Annotated in this window: 16 protein-coding genes; 7 read left to right on the top strand and 9 right to left on the bottom strand. The window is 56.9% G+C overall.

The window, feature by feature from the left end; genetic code table 11:
• The first annotated feature begins 20 nt into the window (after positions 1-20).
• The 3 genes from AAAB16_RS01575 to AAAB16_RS01585 all read left to right on the top strand — a co-directional run bounded on the left by AAAB16_RS01575 (position 21) and on the right by AAAB16_RS01585 (position 1,743).
• A complete protein-coding gene (locus AAAB16_RS01575) occupies positions 21-371 on the top strand; it encodes a pentapeptide repeat-containing protein (protein ID WP_340661754.1) in 351 nt (116 codons plus the stop codon).
• Between the two features lie 196 nt (positions 372-567).
• Entirely contained in the window at positions 568-840 is a 273-nt protein-coding gene (locus tag AAAB16_RS01580; protein WP_108099972.1) for a TfoX/Sxy family protein, read from the top strand.
• 105 nt (positions 841-945) lie between these two features.
• A complete protein-coding gene (locus AAAB16_RS01585) occupies positions 946-1,743 on the top strand; it encodes a cyclic nucleotide-binding domain-containing protein (protein ID WP_340661755.1) in 798 nt (265 codons plus the stop codon).
• 360 nt (positions 1,744-2,103) lie between these two features.
• Here the strand turns inward: AAAB16_RS01585 and AAAB16_RS01590 are convergent, their stop codons facing one another.
• A complete protein-coding gene (locus AAAB16_RS01590) occupies positions 2,104-3,042 on the bottom strand; it encodes a glutathione S-transferase family protein (protein ID WP_340661756.1) in 939 nt (312 codons plus the stop codon).
• 66 nt (positions 3,043-3,108) lie between these two features.
• Positions 3,109-3,432 (bottom strand): GIY-YIG nuclease family protein, encoded by a 324-nt coding sequence (locus AAAB16_RS01595; protein ID WP_340661757.1) that lies wholly within the window; start codon positions 3,430-3,432, stop codon positions 3,109-3,111.
• Positions 3,433-3,590: 158 nt separating this feature from the next.
• Here AAAB16_RS01595 and AAAB16_RS01600 point away from each other — a divergent pair, with 158 nt between their 5' ends.
• Positions 3,591-3,836: a transcriptional regulator gene (locus tag AAAB16_RS01600; RefSeq protein ID WP_340661758.1), complete on the top strand. Its 246-nt coding sequence runs from the start codon at positions 3,591-3,593 to the stop codon at positions 3,834-3,836.
• An 8-nt stretch (positions 3,837-3,844) separates the two neighbouring features.
• Here AAAB16_RS01600 and AAAB16_RS01605 read toward each other — a convergent pair whose 3' ends face one another.
• Positions 3,845-4,315, bottom strand: coding sequence for a nuclear transport factor 2 family protein (locus tag AAAB16_RS01605; protein WP_340661759.1), 471 nt, complete (start codon positions 4,313-4,315; stop codon positions 3,845-3,847).
• Positions 4,316-4,435: 120 nt separating this feature from the next.
• On the opposite strand from AAAB16_RS01605, the gene AAAB16_RS01610 reads away from it, so the two are divergent.
• Together AAAB16_RS01610 and yaaA are read left to right on the top strand one after the other, a co-directional pair.
• Entirely contained in the window at positions 4,436-5,380 is a 945-nt protein-coding gene (locus AAAB16_RS01610) for a helix-turn-helix domain-containing protein (RefSeq protein WP_340661760.1), read from the top strand.
• Positions 5,381-5,438: 58 nt separating this feature from the next.
• Entirely contained in the window at positions 5,439-6,218 is a 780-nt protein-coding gene (yaaA, locus tag AAAB16_RS01615) for a peroxide stress protein YaaA (protein ID WP_340661761.1), read from the top strand.
• Between the two features lie 113 nt (positions 6,219-6,331).
• On the opposite strand, the gene AAAB16_RS01620 is transcribed toward yaaA, so the two are convergent.
• The 4 genes from AAAB16_RS01620 to AAAB16_RS01635 all read right to left on the bottom strand — a co-directional run bounded on the left by AAAB16_RS01620 (position 6,332) and on the right by AAAB16_RS01635 (position 12,493).
• Complete coding sequence (locus AAAB16_RS01620; protein WP_340661762.1) at positions 6,332-8,362, bottom strand: methyl-accepting chemotaxis protein; 2,031 nt, start codon at positions 8,360-8,362, stop codon at positions 6,332-6,334.
• 314 nt (positions 8,363-8,676) lie between these two features.
• On the bottom strand, positions 8,677-9,513 hold the full coding sequence (ampE, locus tag AAAB16_RS01625; protein ID WP_340661763.1) for a regulatory signaling modulator protein AmpE: 837 nt from the start codon (positions 9,511-9,513) through the stop codon (positions 8,677-8,679).
• A complete protein-coding gene (gene ampD / locus AAAB16_RS01630) occupies positions 9,510-10,091 on the bottom strand; it encodes a 1,6-anhydro-N-acetylmuramyl-L-alanine amidase AmpD (protein WP_340661764.1) in 582 nt (193 codons plus the stop codon). The genes ampE and ampD overlap by 4 nt, the downstream gene beginning before the upstream one ends.
• 95 nt (positions 10,092-10,186) lie before the next feature.
• Positions 10,187-12,493, bottom strand: a complete 2,307-nt coding sequence (locus tag AAAB16_RS01635; protein ID WP_340661765.1) for a DUF1631 domain-containing protein — start codon at positions 12,491-12,493, stop codon at positions 10,187-10,189.
• A gap of 309 nt (positions 12,494-12,802) precedes the next feature.
• On the opposite strand from AAAB16_RS01635, the gene nadC reads away from it, so the two are divergent.
• Entirely contained in the window at positions 12,803-13,651 is an 849-nt protein-coding gene (gene nadC / locus AAAB16_RS01640; protein WP_340661766.1) for a carboxylating nicotinate-nucleotide diphosphorylase, read from the top strand.
• A 43-nt stretch (positions 13,652-13,694) separates the two neighbouring features.
• Here the strand turns inward: nadC and AAAB16_RS01645 are convergent, their stop codons facing one another.
• The gene (locus AAAB16_RS01645) at positions 13,695-15,488 is read right to left on the bottom strand and encodes a Wzy polymerase domain-containing protein (RefSeq protein ID WP_340661767.1); all 1,794 of its coding nucleotides are present in this window, start codon (positions 15,486-15,488) and stop codon (positions 13,695-13,697) included.
• 207 nt (positions 15,489-15,695) lie between these two features.
• The coding region (locus AAAB16_RS01650) for a Wzy polymerase domain-containing protein (protein ID WP_340661768.1) at positions 15,696-16,667 on the bottom strand (972 nt) is incomplete at its 5' end.

Consider the following 16,667-nt stretch of genomic DNA (forward strand, 5'->3'; position numbering starts at 1 on the left):
CCCTTTATCGGAAGCCCGCTATGAGCGCACCTCGTCAATTGGATTCCCCGCTGTACGCCCTGCTGCACAACGAAGATATCGAAGGCTTCAATGCCCAGAAATCTCAGGGCGGCGATGTCGACCTCACAGACGGCGACTTCCGTGGCTTGGACCTCAGACGCCTGGATACCGAAGGCATCAATTTCACCAATGGCTATTTTCGCGGAGCAGACCTTCGCGGGCTGGACCTGCGCAACACGCGCATGGACGGCGCCAGCATTGCCCATGCACAAATTTCCGGGGTCTATTTCCCGGTGGAATTGAGTGCGGATGAAATCTTGATGTCGCTGAATTTCGGCACGCGCATGCGCTATCGGCCGAGCGAAAAATGAACAACCTTACGCATGGAACGCGAGCCCAGACCGCAGAGCAAAGCAGGTCTGAAACAGCTTTTCAGTGCGTCGAGCCCAGTAAAAAGATGGGCGAGATATCAATCAGCCACGTTTTTTTCAGTGACCGCTACACTTCCTGGCAGGGTACTCGCCGCACCTACAACGGCGGGCTACGCACGGCTGCCAAGGAGGCACGATGAACGACGAACTACAACACCTGAAAAACTTGGGAAAAACCTCATCGCAATGGCTGCATGCCGTCGGCATCCATAGCGCAACCGATCTACGCCGCCTTGGCGCGGTGGGCGCTTACCGCGCGGTACAGGCTCGAGGATTCAGAGCGTCCAAGGTCTTGCTGTATGCCATTGAGGGGGCATTGCTGGATGTGCATTGGAATGAGTTGCCACCGGCCCATAAAGCAGAGTTGAATGGCCAGCTCGACGCTATGCCACCTAACAATAAGAGCTAGCTCACATCCCTTACGCTCAACGATTTACGCCAGGGCCAGGGCAAACTATTGTTTCAGGGACGTTCGTGCGTTCTCGTAAGCCCAGCCAGTTCAAGGAATTACTGTATGTACCTACTCGGGGAGCAACCGGCCTACGCCGACCAGCTGATCAACCGACTGCAAGGCATCCCCACGCAGCTGCTGGAAGGGCTTGCACCAGCGGGCGAGACGGTGCGTCTGGAACGCACTGACGATCTCGCCCAAGACTTACCAGGCAATCAGCTGTTTATCATCGAAAACGGCTTGTTGCATGCCCTTGTGGATGAGCGTCCGCTGTTCTATTTGCAGGAAGGTGATCTGTTCGGGCTGCGTCAAGGCATCGAGTTCCCCACCTGCCGCTATAGCAGCGAGGAACCGCTAAGCTTGGTGCCCTACACCCGTACCGAAGTGTTCAAACATATCTATGCCAGTGAAGTACGCCTGGAACTGTTCGTTCAGTACCTGATCGGCCATACGGCATTGCTGTCTGACGCACTGGCTCGCATTAAACAACCGGAGATCCGCCCCGCTACCGGCTTCCAGCATTTCGCCGCTGGCGAGGAGCTGATTCACCAAGGCGATGAAGCCGATCACGTCTTTATCATTATCGAAGGGCACGCCGAAGCGTACGTCGATGGGCATAAAGTCGGTGATGTGCAGAAAGATGAAATCTTTGGCGCCATGGCCGTGTTCACCCGGGAAAAACGCAGCGCTACCGTACTGGCCAGCGAGCCATGCACAGTGATGGTCATTCCGAAAGAACAATTCTTAAGCCTCACACAGAGCAATCCGCGCATTGCCCACAGCCTGATCGAAAGCATGGCGCGACGTATCGATCTGCTGAACAAGGAAGTCACCCAACTGCGCTTACCCGCTAGCGAGTGATTCCCAGCGCACTAAAAACCCGGCCTTGCGCCGGGTTTTGTGTTTCTGGAACTGGATATTTGCCCGGCCCAAAAAAGATGATGCTGAGGTGTTGACTTAGAAATGAGAATTGTTATTATTATCGCAACTGGTCGCGAGATCAGTCGATATTCTGAGAGACCTTCAGTCGGACTTTTCAGATTATCTCCTCATCAGGCTAATCACGGTTTTTGACCCGGCTCTTGCCGGGTCTTTTTTTGCCTACGAAAAAGTCACTCATGCATCTGCTGAAATCCCCGCCAACCGCTCACAGCCAACGAGGCTGACTCACACCCGGGATACCGAACGTTTCCGCTATGCCAGCACTCGACTGCCGCGCTATTACTGCGCTTCGATCCGGAAGCCATAACGTGGAAAATGCACATGCACCGCGCCGCCACGTGGGTCTTCTCGGCGCAGAATCAGCTCCTCACGTCCAGCAAACAGCAACTCACCCGCCACAGGGTCCACACCGTAATCGGTGGCGGCAATGATCACCTGCTGCCCAGCTTTGAAACCGTTCGGGTCTTCAAACACCTCGTCCGGCAGCGGCGCAGGAGTAGAACTACGCGCGACTTCCAACGCCTCCTCCGAGGTCATAGGCGTAGAAGAACCATGACCGAAACCCAACACCCGAGCAAACCAGGCAGACACCATCGGATAGCTATCCACCAGCGGCGATGTCACTGGCGTGCCTTTGAGAAACCAGCATTGGTGAGCCAGCGCAAAATCAGCATGGCAGGCCTCGTCACCAAACAAGAAGTCGCTGCCGCTGGCGCCGAGCTGTTGCTCCAGACGCGCCATCAGCTGCGGCCATTGGTGCTGAGCCTGCGCCAACGGCACGCGGGAAGCGCTGCCGCCACTGAACAACCCCTGGCGATCAGCGATAAAGCCTTGCAACGCTTGCGGCGGTAGCTTGGCAAAACGGATGGCCACCGAAGCCGGCTGAAACACCAGCGCCACAGCGTGCTGGAACAGCACCGAATCGATCCAATTGGTAAAGCCGGTAATCGCAAATAACTGCTCTGCCGGGAACAGCGCAGGCGCGGCTTTTTCAGCCTCAAGGCGCCGGGCAATCAGCGCAGTATCGCAGTAGATATCGGCGCCCACTTGAAGCACCGGGGTTTTCCGGTAACCGCCCGTAAGCGCTACCAGATCAGGCTTGGGCATAACCGGAGAAATCATTACCGAACGCCAGGACAACTGCTTGAAGCCCAGCATCAAGCGAGTCTTCTCGGCAAATGGCGAGGTGGGGTAATGGTGCAGGATCAACTCGTGCATAGCAGCTCCGGGCGCTTTTTTTATGGCCCCTGAGCTTACGCGGCTACACCGCTACGGCCTACCCAATCAGGCTGATGGCGCATCATAAAGCGGTTGGATAACAGCCCAGGCCAGCACCAGATTTTCCTTGGCCTTTTTGCTCAACGCTTTGATCGCGCGCTCGCGGCGCAACGCATCGCCTTTGCCCGCACAGCTTTCCACATAGACCAAAGCCACCGCTGGGCTGGAGTAAAAAAAGCGTGCGCCCTTGCCGCTTTGATGTGCCGCGAAACGCCGCTGCGGATCGTCACTGATACCACAGTACAACGCACCGTTGGCGGCGCGAACCAGGTAAACGAACCAGGGCTTGGGCACCGGGCTGAGGTCTTCGAGGAGCGTGGCGTCGGTCATGCGGATGGGTCTAGGCCAGAAAAGCGGAAGCTATGGTAACCGAGCCCAAACGCACCTGACTCTAGGAAGTTGCCTGACTAAGTTTGCGCTATAGGCGATTTAACAAAAAATCTCGCATCCGATACTGCCCTGCATCGAAACCGCATGAGAGAAGAACAATGACTACCATCTTATTGACGTTCCGCGCCAACGATCGCCTCGTCCGGGCGCTGGACCTGATCGCCAGCACCACCGGAAAAAGCCATCAACACCACCTCAACAGGGCACTGACGGGCTACGTAAAAGCCGAACTGGCCAACCTGCAAGCCATCGCCGAAGGCATCATCGACGCGGACGCCGGCCAGCTAATCAGCATTGAAAACGCGCTGGCAACCTTGGGCGTGCGCGGCAAAAACCATGTTTAGCCAGGCACTCAGCGTGCAGCCCGGAACGCCGCCAAGCCCTTCGCTGCTTGCTTACGAATCGCACCCTGCACCAGTGGCGTCCAGCCCAACAACGCGCCTTTCACGCCTAGCGCCTGCGCCGACCACTTCCACAAATCAAAATGGTCGTGGTGCTCAACAATTTTGCCGTCACGGAATTTGAAATTGGCCTGGATACGGTTAACCACCATGCGCCCGGTGCCGCTGAATAAATAGGTCGCGACCCAGTGGGCGCTGCCCTGCTGGTCGTCAGCGTTTACATTCGAGTAGTCCAACGAAAAATTCTGCGCGCGGCTGGTGAGCATGCGCCACATATCGGCGGCCTCACTGCCATTAAGGTCCTGGAAAACTGGGTCGCTGAAGTGCACATCGGCGGCGTAGCAGGCGGCCATGGCTTCGGCGTCCTGACGCTGAAAGGCTTGGTAAAAACGGGTGAGCAATTCAGCGTTGGGGTGGCTCATGGTGGCTCCGGGGTAAGTGGCGATTGGCCTATTGTCTGGGTAAGACGGCAAGCACTCGATTGGCTATATCGACAACTTTGTGTCAAATATAGCCAACCTTAGCCATCAGACCTTTTTGCCATGCTGCGTATCGCCTTGTATGTATGCCCGCAAACCGTGTGTTCTAGCCTGAGCATGGCGATGGATGCCTTTCAGCTGGCCAATCAGTTGGCCGGCGAGCGCTTATTTAATCTGCAGCGAGTAAGCCTGGACGGTCAGCCGGTGGACTTGCACTTCGCGCGCATTAGCGTTGATGGCGATCTCAGCCTAGCCGAGGGCACAGACCTGGTCATGCTGCCGGCCACTGGCAACGCCATCGACAAGACCCTGCACAGCAACGCCGCCCTATTGCCCTGGTTAGCAGCGCAAGCGCAAAAACGCCATCTGGCCAGCCTATGCAGCAGCGCTTTCTTGTTGGGTGCAGCGGGAGTGTTGGATGGGCGCACCGCTACAACGCACTGGAGCCTGGCCACGCTATTTCGTCAGCGCTTTCCGTTGGTGAAATTACAGATTGAGCAGTTACTCACCCACGACGATCGCCTGTTCTGCTCCGGCGGCGCCCAGGCCGGGCTGGACTTGTGCCTCTATCTGATCGGCTGGCACGCCGGCGCTGACCTGGCGCAAAAGGTCGCGGCGGCGTTGGTGTTTGAACACAGTCGAGGCCAACAAACCCGCTTCGAACCGCTGCTGCCGCAAGTGCAGCGCAATGACCCGCTGCAACCGCTACTCAACTGGATGCAGCGGCACTGTGCTGAGCCGATGGATTTACAACGCCTGGCCGCGCAAGCCAACTGCTCATCGCGCACCCTGCTGCGGCGTTTTCGCGCCAGCACCGGCATTACCCCTAACGACTATTTGCAGCGGCTACGTATCAGCGCGGCGCAGGCCGCATTACGGCAACCAGCGCGCTCGCTGGAACAAATCGCCGCACAGGTTGGTTTTGGCGATCGCGCCGCCTTTGCCAAGCTGTTCAAGCAACTCTGTGGCGAAACCCCTGGTGCCTTTCGCCAACGTCTGCGGGGCTAAGCCAGACAAAAGGTCGTGCACCGCATAGAATCGCCGCAGCCTTTAGGAGACGCGCCCCATGCTGATGGTGATTTCACCCGCCAAAACCCTGGATTACGACACCCCGCCCGTAACCAAACGCTTTACCCAACCGCAACACATCGACCACGCCGAAGAGCTGATCGCCCAACTGCGCGACTTCAGCCCGGCACAGATTGCCGAATTGATGCACCTGTCCGACAAACTTGCCGGACTCAACGCTGCGCGTTTCGGCAGCTGGACCCCCAGGTTCAGCACCAAGAATGCCAAGCAAGCCGTGCTGGCCTTTAAAGGCGACGTCTACACCGGTATGCACGCCGAAGACTTCAGCGAAGACGACTTCGACTTCGCGCAGAAACACCTGCGTATGCTCTCCGGCCTTTACGGCGTACTGCGCCCGCTGGACCTGATGCAACCTTACCGCCTGGAAATGGGCACCAAACTGGCCAATGCCCGCGGCAAAGACCTGTACGCCTTCTGGGGCGACAACATCAGCGGCTGGCTCAACCAAGCCCTTAAAGCCCAAGGCGACGATGTGCTGCTGAACCTGGCTTCCAACGAATACTTTGGCGCCGTGAAGCGCCAGGCCTTGAAAGCGCGGATCATCAACACCGACTTCAAAGACCTGAAAAACGGCCAATACAAAATCATCAGCTTCTACGCCAAAAAGGCCCGCGGCATGATGGCCCGCTACGTGATCAAAGAGCGTCTAACCGACCCCGCGGGTTTGAAAGACTTCAACTACCAGGGCTACCGCTTCAACGCCGAGCAGTCCAAGCCCGACAACCTGGTGTTTCTGCGTGATACGCCGCAAGACTGAAGCCCTCAGCTCCATGTGAACTTAGACCTTGCCTACAGGTGCTCTGCACCGGCGCTACATACGCAAAAACGACAAGGCCGCCCGGAGGCGGCCTTGTCATCTAAGCACTCCAGTCAAACCCTAAACGCACTAATCAGTTGTTTAAGGTGGGCCACTTCCCCAGACAACTCGCGGCTGGCCTGCTCTGTCTGACTCGCGCCCTCAGCGGTGCGCTCACCAGCCAAATTGATCTCGACAATGTTCTGGTCAATATCATGCGCCACCGCCGTCTGCTGCTCAGCCGCCGCCGCAATCTGCTGGTTCTGATCGACGATCATGCCCACGGCACCAAGAATGTTCTCCAGCGCCTGCTGCACTTTGCCGGACTCGTTTACGGTGTTGTCGGCCATGCTGTGGCTGGCGTGCATGGTTTTTACTGCCGCACCGACACCACCTTGCAACTTGGCGATCATCTTCTCGATTTCTTCGGTGGACTGCTGGGTGCGCTTGGCCAGGTTACGCACCTCATCGGCGACCACGGCAAAACCACGACCTTGCTCACCGGCACGGGCTGCTTCAATCGCTGCGTTCAGGGCCAACAGGTTGGTCTGTTCAGCGATGCCCTTGATTACGTCCAGCACTTGGCTGATGGAGGCGCTGTCGCTGGCCAACTGGTTGATCACACTCACCGACTGGTCGATCTCATCGGCCAGGCGCTGAATACTGCCAACCTGCAACTCCACCAAGGCACGACCACTGACGGTTTCATGATTAACACTTTGCGCACTGTCCACCGCAGCCGCCGCGCTGCGCGCCACTTCCTGCGCAGTGGCAGACATTTCATTCATGGCCGTGGCCACTTGCTCAATCTGACTACGCTGCCCCGCCACCGCGAGGTTGCTCTGTGCGGACACATCTTCCACACGATCAGCCTGCACACCCACCGCCGTCACGGTATGGCCGACTCGCTCAATCAGGTGATGAATCTTCTGCACGGTGCCATTGAACACCTCCCCCAACTCACCCAGTTCATCGCGGCTCTGCGCATGAAAGCTGACGGTCATATCGCCTGCCGCCACTTGGTCCATAACTTTGCCAAGGCTTTTCAGGGTGGTGCGAGTGGAGACGTAGAAGCCGCCATAGAGGTAACCAATCAGGATAAACACCACCAACAGCGCGACCACTAGCATCACCGTCTGCGCCTGTTTCTGCGTCAGACGTTTTTGCAGTTGCTGCTTGAGAAACGCCAAGGCGGCGTCATTCAACTGGTAGGTTTTGTCCATCGAGGCCGAGACTTTGTCGTAGAACTCCTGCCAAGGCGCGTCGAGGGTATCGGCCATTACCACTTGGTCCTCAAAGAACGTGCTGTTGTCTTTGAGCGTGGCGCGGCTGGCATCAGCCTGGGTTCTCAGCGCCGCTTGTGCAGCAGGGCTACCGTCGAGGGCGTCATTGATGGTCAGGCCATATTCGGCGTGGAGTTTTTCCAGGGTCAGCAGCAGCTCGTCGAACTTGCCGCTGGCGGAAGAATTAAGGAAGCCTTGGGCCAGCGATGCAGCGCCCAGCGAACGCCCGGTGCTTAATGCGGCGGTTACCGCCGGGGTGCCATTGGTGACCAGTTCAATCATCTGCCGCACGGTGGTCTGGCTGTCTTGGCTGAGGCCGGCCTGGTTGGCGATGATCTTGATCAGCACCTGCATATTGCCCTGCAGCTTCTCGATCATCGGCGCCTTGCTTTGCAGCGAGGTTTCCGCGTCAGCCGCTTTCAAGGCTTTTTCCAGTTCGTCGCGTTTGTTGTTGAATAGCTCCACTTGCTCGGCGTTGGTTACCACCGGTGCAAGCTTGAGCAGGTCGGCCTCGATGCGTTTGCTCAACGCACCGATGCGCGCCTCAAGATCGCCAATCTTGCCGGACTGGCCGACAGCAGCGTTGATCTCAACCATGTCGTTGAGGTTTTCCAGGTCGGCGCGAAGTTTGAGGCTGGCACTCATCAAGTCGAGGCTTTGCAGCTCGGCGCGAGTGCCGACAAACTCGTTGTACGAGTCACGCACCAGATAGAAGTTGGTAACCAGCATCGGCAGAAAAAACAACACGCTGATTAGGCTGAATTTCATACCAAAACTAAGGCGATTCATCAGCGCGATGGCCGGATACAGCACGGTCTTCACAAGACGTCTCCTGTTCACATTATTGTTATGGATCGTCACAGGGTAGAGCAGTGAGACGCGCGATGGTCAATCGCCTATCCCTGCTGGCCTTTCTGCATCGCACTAAGGGCAATGTCAGAGGGCAATCAAGCGTGACACGAGTCACAGATCGCCAGGCACGGCGTTCTGTATACCCCATATCGACCAGCACCTTTGTAACTTAAGGTTAAGAACAGGTCTATTGCCAAAAAAGGCCATTGATTTGAGTGATGGCACTTCACACCCATAAAAACCGCTAGCCCAGGCAGAAAGCGGCCTACGCGCCCGACCAGCGGTTAAAAAAGCAGTGTCCAAAGCGCAAAACCGGCGTACCAAAATACCCCCGCGCGCACCAGCAATTGCCATAGGCCATCAAGGCTGGAAACACCGCTTTCACCCAAGGTAGTAGGCCCAAACTCTTCGGCCGCACGACCGCTATTGGCGATCAGTTGTGCCGCCGAGACATTCCAGTTCAAGAGCTCATGCAACAGCACCCGGCTGACGGCAACGAAGCTACCGACCAACGCGAAACTTGCAGCCAGCAAACGCACCGGCAGCCAATCAAAGGCATGCCGCCATTGCCCGGCACGCGCACGCAAAGAAGGGTCTTGGGCATGCTCGCCGGTCAGCGCCAACAGGCGATAGGCCAACGCCGCCAACGGGCCAAGCAAGGCGTACCAGAAGATCACCGCAAAAAAGCTCTGATAGCCCTGCCACAGCAGAAAGCCCTGAGCCGACTGCAACAGGCTGTCCTCATCGGCGGCCTCAACGCCGAGATCGCGCTGCGCGACCAAATAGGCAGCTTCCACATCTTCACGACGCCAGGCATCACGGAAAGGGCCCAGCGCCACCAACGGATCGCCACGGCCGAGCGCATACACCAACACCCACAAGTGCACCGGCAAGGCGAGCCAGCCATGCAGGGTTACCCCTAATATCGCCAGCAGCACAGCCAGCGCCGCCAATGGCAGCAGCACCAGCACGGCCAGTGACAACCACGGATTATGGCCAAAGGCGCCTTGCCGTTCCGACCAGCCAAGCAGCCGCAACCAGGGGCCGTCCTGCTGGATTTTGGCGCGCCAGGACGAAAACTTTTCGACCCACAACACCAGTAGCAACACCAGAAAACTCACGATTGCACTCCTCCCCTTGATGCCAGTCCTTGAGCCGCCAGCCCCGCATAAAAGCGCGGCCAATCGAAACACGCGCCCGGGTCGGTCTTGCGCCCCGGGGCAATATCGCTGTGCCCGCAAATACGCTGCGGGGTGATCGCTGTAAACGCGCGGCACAGCTGCCCACTCAGTTGCGCCAGTGCCGCATATTGCTCGTCGGCGAACGGTTGATCGTCCGTGCCTTCCAACTCAATGCCTAGCGAAAAATCATTACAGTTGTCGCGCCCCTCAAACAACGACACACCGGCATGCCACGCCCGATCAAGGCACGAGACAAATTGCGTAACGCGGCCATCGCGCTCAATCAGAAAATGCGCCGACACGCGCAGCTCGGCGATGCCGGCAAAGTACGGGTGTTCATCGGCGCATAGGCAATTCTGAAACAACTCCAGCACCTTACCGGTACCGAACTGGCCTGGCGGCAGGCTGATGTTATGGATCACCAATAGGGAAATTTCCCCAGTGGGGCGCGCGTTGAAATTGGGCGAGCGGCAATGGTTGATGCCGTGGCACCAGCCGGTGAGAGGGTGCAACTGCATAAAAGCTCCTTGAACTGCAGGACACTCTACCGGGCTAAGCGCAAAAACGACAACGCCCGGCACAGGCCGGGCGTTGTCTAGGACGGGCGAAACGGTCAGGCGTTTTTCAACCGACGCAAGTTACCGATCACCGATTCCAATGCGCGATCAAATAACAGCGCGTCGTCCAGCAAACGAATGGCATTGCGGCGGAATTCCACAGCCAGGCCCATGCGGGTTTTCTCCAACACTTTCATGCCGGTGCGGTTAACAAAGATGTACTTGCCCGTAGGCTTGATCACTGCCGCCAGCTTGCAGCGCAGCTTGTGTTCTTCGTCTTCCTGAAACTCAACCCAGCTGCCAACACCCAAGCTGTCGACGCGCGCCAAGGCTTCGTCATCATCGGGCAGAACCGCTTCCGGTTCCTGCACACGGTTTTCACCGGGTGCCAGCAAGACGATTTCTTCGATCACTTCCACCATCGCCGGCACAGCAACCGCTTCAATTTCTTCTTCCGCCGGCAGCTCCAACAACGGCGCTTCGCCCTCCACACCAGGCACAACCTCGGCGCCTGTTTCTTCGCTTACTTCCGGCAATGGCCGCTTAAAGCGCTGGAAGGCCTGCACATGCAGGTTCTCCAGTTGGCTGAAAAACTCGCTAGTGGAAAACGGATCAAACGCCGCGCTGGCCATACCTTCACGCAAGGCCTTGAGCAACCCCGGCACCAGCTCTAGCAGACGCAGACGGGCTTCTGGATCTTCGTGCGGGGCAACGCTCCACACCAAATCATCCATGGTATTGAGCGTGGCATTCCACTCGGGAGAATCCACGCCGTGCTTAAGGCAGGTGAGCATCATCACCTTGCTCCAACCCTCTTGCAGCAAGCGCACCACCACTTCTGGCAGGGTTTTGCCCAGCAGGCGCTCGTTCAACGCATGCTCAACTTCGCGGCGGGCCAACTCGGCTTTTGCGCTGCCTTCTTCGGCGTCACGGGTGCGCTGCTCCAGCAACTCACTGCGGCGGCGCTCGTCACCGGTAAAGGCGAGGAAGTCGGCCAGCAGCTCAGAGAAGATCGCCGGGTCATCGACAAAGTCGTTAAGCAGGCGCTGCACCACGTTTTCGATTTTTTGGTACAGGCTGTCGCGCCGAGTATCGTCCTGCTCCGCCCAGCCCAGGGCTGCGGCGGCAATTTCGTTAAGCAGGCGGCGCGCCGGGTGGCTGCCGCGGCTAAAAAAGGTTTTATCCAATACCGCGACTTTCAGCATCGGAATCTGCAGGCGGCCGATCAACGCCTTGAGCGAGTCCGACAAGGTGCGGTCGTCGAGAATGAACTCGAACAGCATCGACACCAGGTTGATGACATCCTCATCAACCTCGCCCACTACCCGCGACTTGCCGCTCTTGGCGCTGGCACGAACGAGCAATTGCTCAAGCTGATTGCGCAGATCGAAATCGTCCTGCACCGCCGTGGTAAAGGCCGGGCGTTGCTGCATATGGGAAAGCAGGCGCATCAGGTCGTTACTGGAAATGGGCAACGCATCGGCCGGCATTTCGCGGCGCGGCATCCCGCTGCCACGCACCTGCGAGAGCAGCTCCTGCAATACGCCAAATACTTCCTGCACGCCTTCATCCGCGAAACCGCCACCTTGAGCGCCTTCAGCATGACCACCGGTTGCAGCAGACGCACCGCGCGCGCCGCCAGCAGCCGGGCTGTTTTTGCGGCGCACGGGAGCAGTTTTCAGCTCTGGCAATACGCCAGCTTCGATCAACTGTTGGTTGGTGTCGGAATACAGCTGATCGAGGTCGGCAAGAACGTACTTCTCGAACAGCTTAAGAATGATCAGCTTGACCTTGATCTCAACGCCCAGACGGCTGCACGCCTCCAGGAAGAACTCGCAGAGCACGGTCGGGCCCAGCGGGTTGGTTTTGTCGTCGATTTTCTTGCTGACGATCGCGTTGATACGCGTGGTGAGGTGGCCCAGGGCGACCGAATCACGGCTCATCACCTTGGCGACCATGGAATCCATCGCCACGGTCTCTTCCAGTTCGTCGTTCTGCACTAACGCCAAGGTGTCGAACGACACGGCGTCCAACTGCGGCGCACGGCCGATTTCGTACTGGTTGAGGTTGGCGAAGGTTTCGAAGACTTTTTGCAGGAAGCCGCGTTCGATGCCCTTACGCTTTAAGCGCAGGTCACGCATGGCCTCGAAAAAGGCATTTTGCTCAGCGTTGCTGGTCGCGCGGTCGGCCATCTCAAAGAGGGTGTCGTCCGCGTTGTCGAACAACGCCTGCAAGGCTTGTTTCAGCTGCTGAGCAGCTTTGTCGCGCACGTGAATGAGTGCCACGGGCAGCCTCCCCGCCGGTGATGTTGGCGAGTGCTCGGGAGCAACTTTGTTTAGCTGCACCACTTTCGCATCAGTCATTGCAACTCTCCCGCAGACCGGCCCTTTGGCTCTCACATCTGCATAACGATCAACTGAGCGTCATCCGTAACGTCAATGGCATGGCGTCAATAATAAGCAGTAGAAGTGATTATAGAGAGGCCGCGCAAGATAAAACCCTACTTCTTGCTCAGATATGACCTACATCACACATGTACCGCATCTGGTTACGAACGGCTACCGACTGTCGACAAACGCGCGAAATGACGCACAAAACCCGCCCATACAAATGGCGCTACACAGAGGCCTTCGCCTCTTTATAATCGCCCCCAGACAAACCGGGAGCCCCCAATGCCGAACCTACTGCTCGCCGACCTTGGCGCAGAAATCCAAGCCAACGTACGCCGCGCCCTGCAAGAAGATGTCGGCAGCGGCGATATCACCGCCCAACTGATCCCCGCCGAACGCTTGGCCCACGCCACTATCATTACCCGCGACAACGCGGTCATAGCGGGCAGCGCATGGGTTGACAACGTATTTGCCCAAATAGATCCCCGCGTCGCCGTGCATTGGCAAGTACAAGACGGTGACCGCGTGCAGCCTAACCAAGCTTTATTTCATCTCGAAGGCCCCGCCCGCGCCCTTCTTACCGGCGAACGCAGCGCCCTGAACTTCCTGCAAAGCCTCTCCGGCGTGGCCACCCGTTGCCGCCACTACGCCGACATCGTCGAAGGCACCGGGGTCAAACTGCTCGACACGCGTAAAACCTTGCCTGGGCTGCGTCTGGCACAGAAGTACGCCGTTACCCAAGGTGGTTGCCATAACCACCGCATCGGCCTGTACGACGCATTCTTGATCAAAGAAAACCATATCGCCGCATGCGGGGGCATTGCCCAAGCCATTCAAGCCGCCCACGGCATTGCCCCAGGCAAACCGGTAGAAGTAGAAGTCGAAAGCCTGGCCGAACTGCAAGAAGCACTGGATGCCGGCGCCGACATCATCATGCTCGACGAACTTAGCCTGGAAGAAATGCGCACCGCAGTAGCGATGACTGCTGGCAAGGCCAAGCTGGAAGCGTCGGGTGGGATTAACGAAACCACCCTGCGGGTCATTGCAGAAACGGGGGTGGACTACATCTCCATTGGCACGCTGACCAAGGATGTAAAGGCAGTGGATTTGTCGATGCGCTTGAGCATCTGAAACGCAAAGGCCCGGCATTTTTAGCCGGGCCTGGTTTGAGCACTCAGTTAACGGGCGGCTGCGAAGCGGCCTGTTGCGAGCTTTCCGAAACCGCGGGTAGCTTTCTCAGTAGCAAGCCGGAGAAATCTACCGCCGGGAATTTATCCTGAGCCACGGATATCTGCTCCTCCAATACCAACTCAAACGCATTGCCATAAAAAGCACGCATCTCGGCCAGCACCTGCTGAGCGCCCGTCTTATCGCCGTCGATTTGCCTTATCACCGCCAGCCTGACCAGCGTTTGGCCATACGGCAGATAATCGCGAAACCCCTCCAACGCCTTTCGCTCAATATCTCGCATGTCTTCAGAAATATTGAAGTTAGCAAAATAAACCTGATAACCGTAGGGCTCCAGCAGCGGGTCTTTCATTAGGGGCACCACGAAGGCGTAATCCTGCGCGGTGACTTTTTCCTGCAGGAAATACTGGCGATAGCTCCAATTAAACCGCTCCGCGAGCGGGACATACGTAAACGCGCCAACCGCAAACGCAAAGAACGCCAGCCCCGCAAACAACTTCCCAAGCTTGACCTGAACCACCCATTCTCTGCCGCCAAGCGCACCCAGTAAAAGCATATGCAGCGCAAGGAAATGCATCAGCCAAAGCGGAAACTCAAACAGGCCATAGACCTGAATGGCCAACACCACCAACAACGGTAAAAGCCGAGTCGACTCTTTTGTCGCCTGCCAAAACGCAGCACCGGCAATGCCCACCAGCGCCAGTAACCACAACAATCCGGCGACACCCAACTCCACCACCAACTGCATCGGCGAATTATGCGAATGCAAAAACAACGCACCCGGCGTTTGCGTGCCATCGGCAAGGTGCTGACGGAAGGTTTCAGCCGCGTAGTTACCGATGCCGATGCCGCCCCAGAAATGCTGACGAATCAACTCCAGCGTAACTTTCCACTCCGCCAAGCGCTCCGCACTCAGCCCACCACGACCAACGATATCTGCATTCGCAGAACCGCCACCCAGCAAGAAACCGTGCTTAACCACATAAACAGACAGCCAGCCATCCACCGCCAGAAATACCGGGCGAAACAGCCAATAAAAAACAAACGCGCCAATCAGGAAAAACACCCAAGGCTTAACGGCGGCCACCCTAAAGCGCATTAGCAACACAGCAATTGTCGCCAGCCACGCCACCAACACCGAGCGACTACCAGCGCCCAAAATCCCACTGACCAAGATCAACACACAGAACAGGCAAAACCACAGCGGCAGATGCTTTTTGCTAAACAGATAACCCACGCCCAGCAAACCAAAGAGACAGATATAGGCAAAGAAATTACTGTGCCCAACCAGGCCCACCATGCGGCCTATAAACGGCTCCGGAAAATAGAACTGCCAAAGGTGCCCCAACAACCCGTAATTGCGTAACAGCCCGCCCACAGCGCAGACCATCGCCGTCACCACCAGCGCAAACCCCAACCACCGCGCCAAGCGCTCGCCATCCAACGACCAATCCACCTGATCGCCAATCAACAACGCCAACAGCCCAATCAGCCAATACACCCCCACGAGCATCTTCGCCGCCACGAACGGCGCTGGGTGTAACCAACCAGAGAGAACAAATAAAACGCCGAGTCCTAGCCATAGGAAAAGCCAGATGGATAGCTTCAGTTCTTTGGTCGAGAGGAAAAGAAGGCCGGCAGCGAATAGCACACCGAGGGTGACCAGGAGTTCTTCGACGAAATTGACGAGGGGGAAGACGTGTAGGGGCTGGCAGAAGGCTAGGCCGACTACTACGAGGACAAGCATAAAAGCGAGATGGGTCGAACGACTCTTGGACATCTAAGTGGAGCTCTCGAAAAGTGTTCGGCTACTGAGTTCCGCATTACCGCATAGAATCCAGCACCTATTAAACGAGCCTCCAGCTTAAGGAGACTAAAAGGATGAAATACTGCAGTAGCAGAACGACAGTAAACGTTGGGACTTGATGCAAAAAACACCAACGCATAAAAAACCCCGCGACGGCGGGATCTTTTATGCTTGGACAATCTATTTCCCTGCGTCTGCCTCTGGCACTAGCAACCGACCAAAAGCAACATTCGGGAAGCGTTCCTTAGTAGCAGCGAGCTGTTCATAAAGCGCAGGCTTGTATCTATCGCCATAAAACCTATTTAGCTCGGATAGCGTTTTACGAGCTGCGGCTTCATTACCATCAATCATCTGAACCAGTGCCAATCTGACCATGATCTGTGGATAGGGAAGATAGTGGCGGAAACGCTCCAAAACCTCCCTCTCCTTTTCCAAGGATTCAGCAGAAAGATCAAAGTTTGCGAAGTAGAGCGCATAGCCAAAAGGCTCCAACAATGGATCGCGGATCATGGCATTCACAAATCTGTAGTCCTGCTGTTGTACCTGTGTCCGCAAGAAATACTGACGAAAACTCCACACCATACGTTCAGCAAGGGGGAGATAGATCACCGACAACATAAGGGTCGCAAGCAGTGCCACTATGGAAAATAACCTGCCTCGTTTGAACTTGATTGTTACCGAGGCACCACCCAAAGCACCGAGTAGAAGCATGTGGAGAGCCAAAAAATGCATCATCCAAAGTGGAAACTCGATCAGGCTGTAGACTTGTATCGCCAAAACAACCATCAGAGGCAGGAGACGCTCCTGCTGCCTAGACGCGCGCCAGAAGGCCTTAGCCGCAAGTGCGATCAAAACCAAGAGCCAAATTAATCCCGCCAGCCCCAACTCGACAACCACCTGCATTGGCGAATTATGGGAATGATTAAACAAAGCCCCATCAGGAGAAGGTGTGCCAAGGGCTAAGTGTTGCTCATAGGAGCTCACCGCATAATTACCGATGCCTATTCCGCCAAGGAAATTCTCACGGATAAGCTCAAGCGTTACACGCCACTCTTGAAGTCGCGGAGAACTCAATGCCCCGCGCACGACAACGTCGCTTTCCGCAGTCCCAGCGCCGCCTACCCATCCAGCTTTCATGGTCAGCGCGTAAAA

The sequence above is a fragment of the Pseudomonas sp. genome (genome assembly GCF_037994325.1).
Classification (GTDB): Bacteria; Pseudomonadota; Gammaproteobacteria; order Pseudomonadales; family Pseudomonadaceae; genus Aquipseudomonas.

Coding starts and splice junctions, on each gene's coding strand:
- AAAB16_RS01575 (WP_340661754.1), top strand. CDS start 21: ATGAGCGCACCTCGTCAATTGGATTCCCCGCTGTACGCCCTGCTGCAC.
- AAAB16_RS01580 (WP_108099972.1), top strand. CDS start 568: ATGAACGACGAACTACAACACCTGAAAAACTTGGGAAAAACCTCATCG.
- AAAB16_RS01585 (WP_340661755.1), top strand. CDS start 946: ATGTACCTACTCGGGGAGCAACCGGCCTACGCCGACCAGCTGATCAAC.
- AAAB16_RS01590 (WP_340661756.1), bottom strand. CDS start 3,042: ATGCACGAGTTGATCCTGCACCATTACCCCACCTCGCCATTTGCCGAG.
- AAAB16_RS01595 (WP_340661757.1), bottom strand. CDS start 3,432: ATGACCGACGCCACGCTCCTCGAAGACCTCAGCCCGGTGCCCAAGCCC.
- AAAB16_RS01600 (WP_340661758.1), top strand. CDS start 3,591: ATGACTACCATCTTATTGACGTTCCGCGCCAACGATCGCCTCGTCCGG.
- AAAB16_RS01605 (WP_340661759.1), bottom strand. CDS start 4,315: ATGAGCCACCCCAACGCTGAATTGCTCACCCGTTTTTACCAAGCCTTT.
- AAAB16_RS01610 (WP_340661760.1), top strand. CDS start 4,436: ATGCTGCGTATCGCCTTGTATGTATGCCCGCAAACCGTGTGTTCTAGC.
- yaaA (WP_340661761.1), top strand. CDS start 5,439: ATGCTGATGGTGATTTCACCCGCCAAAACCCTGGATTACGACACCCCG.
- ampD (WP_340661764.1), bottom strand. CDS start 10,091: ATGCAGTTGCACCCTCTCACCGGCTGGTGCCACGGCATCAACCATTGC.
- AAAB16_RS01635 (WP_340661765.1), bottom strand. CDS start 12,493: ATGACTGATGCGAAAGTGGTGCAGCTAAACAAAGTTGCTCCCGAGCAC.
- nadC (WP_340661766.1), top strand. CDS start 12,803: ATGCCGAACCTACTGCTCGCCGACCTTGGCGCAGAAATCCAAGCCAAC.
- AAAB16_RS01645 (WP_340661767.1), bottom strand. CDS start 15,488: ATGTCCAAGAGTCGTTCGACCCATCTCGCTTTTATGCTTGTCCTCGTA.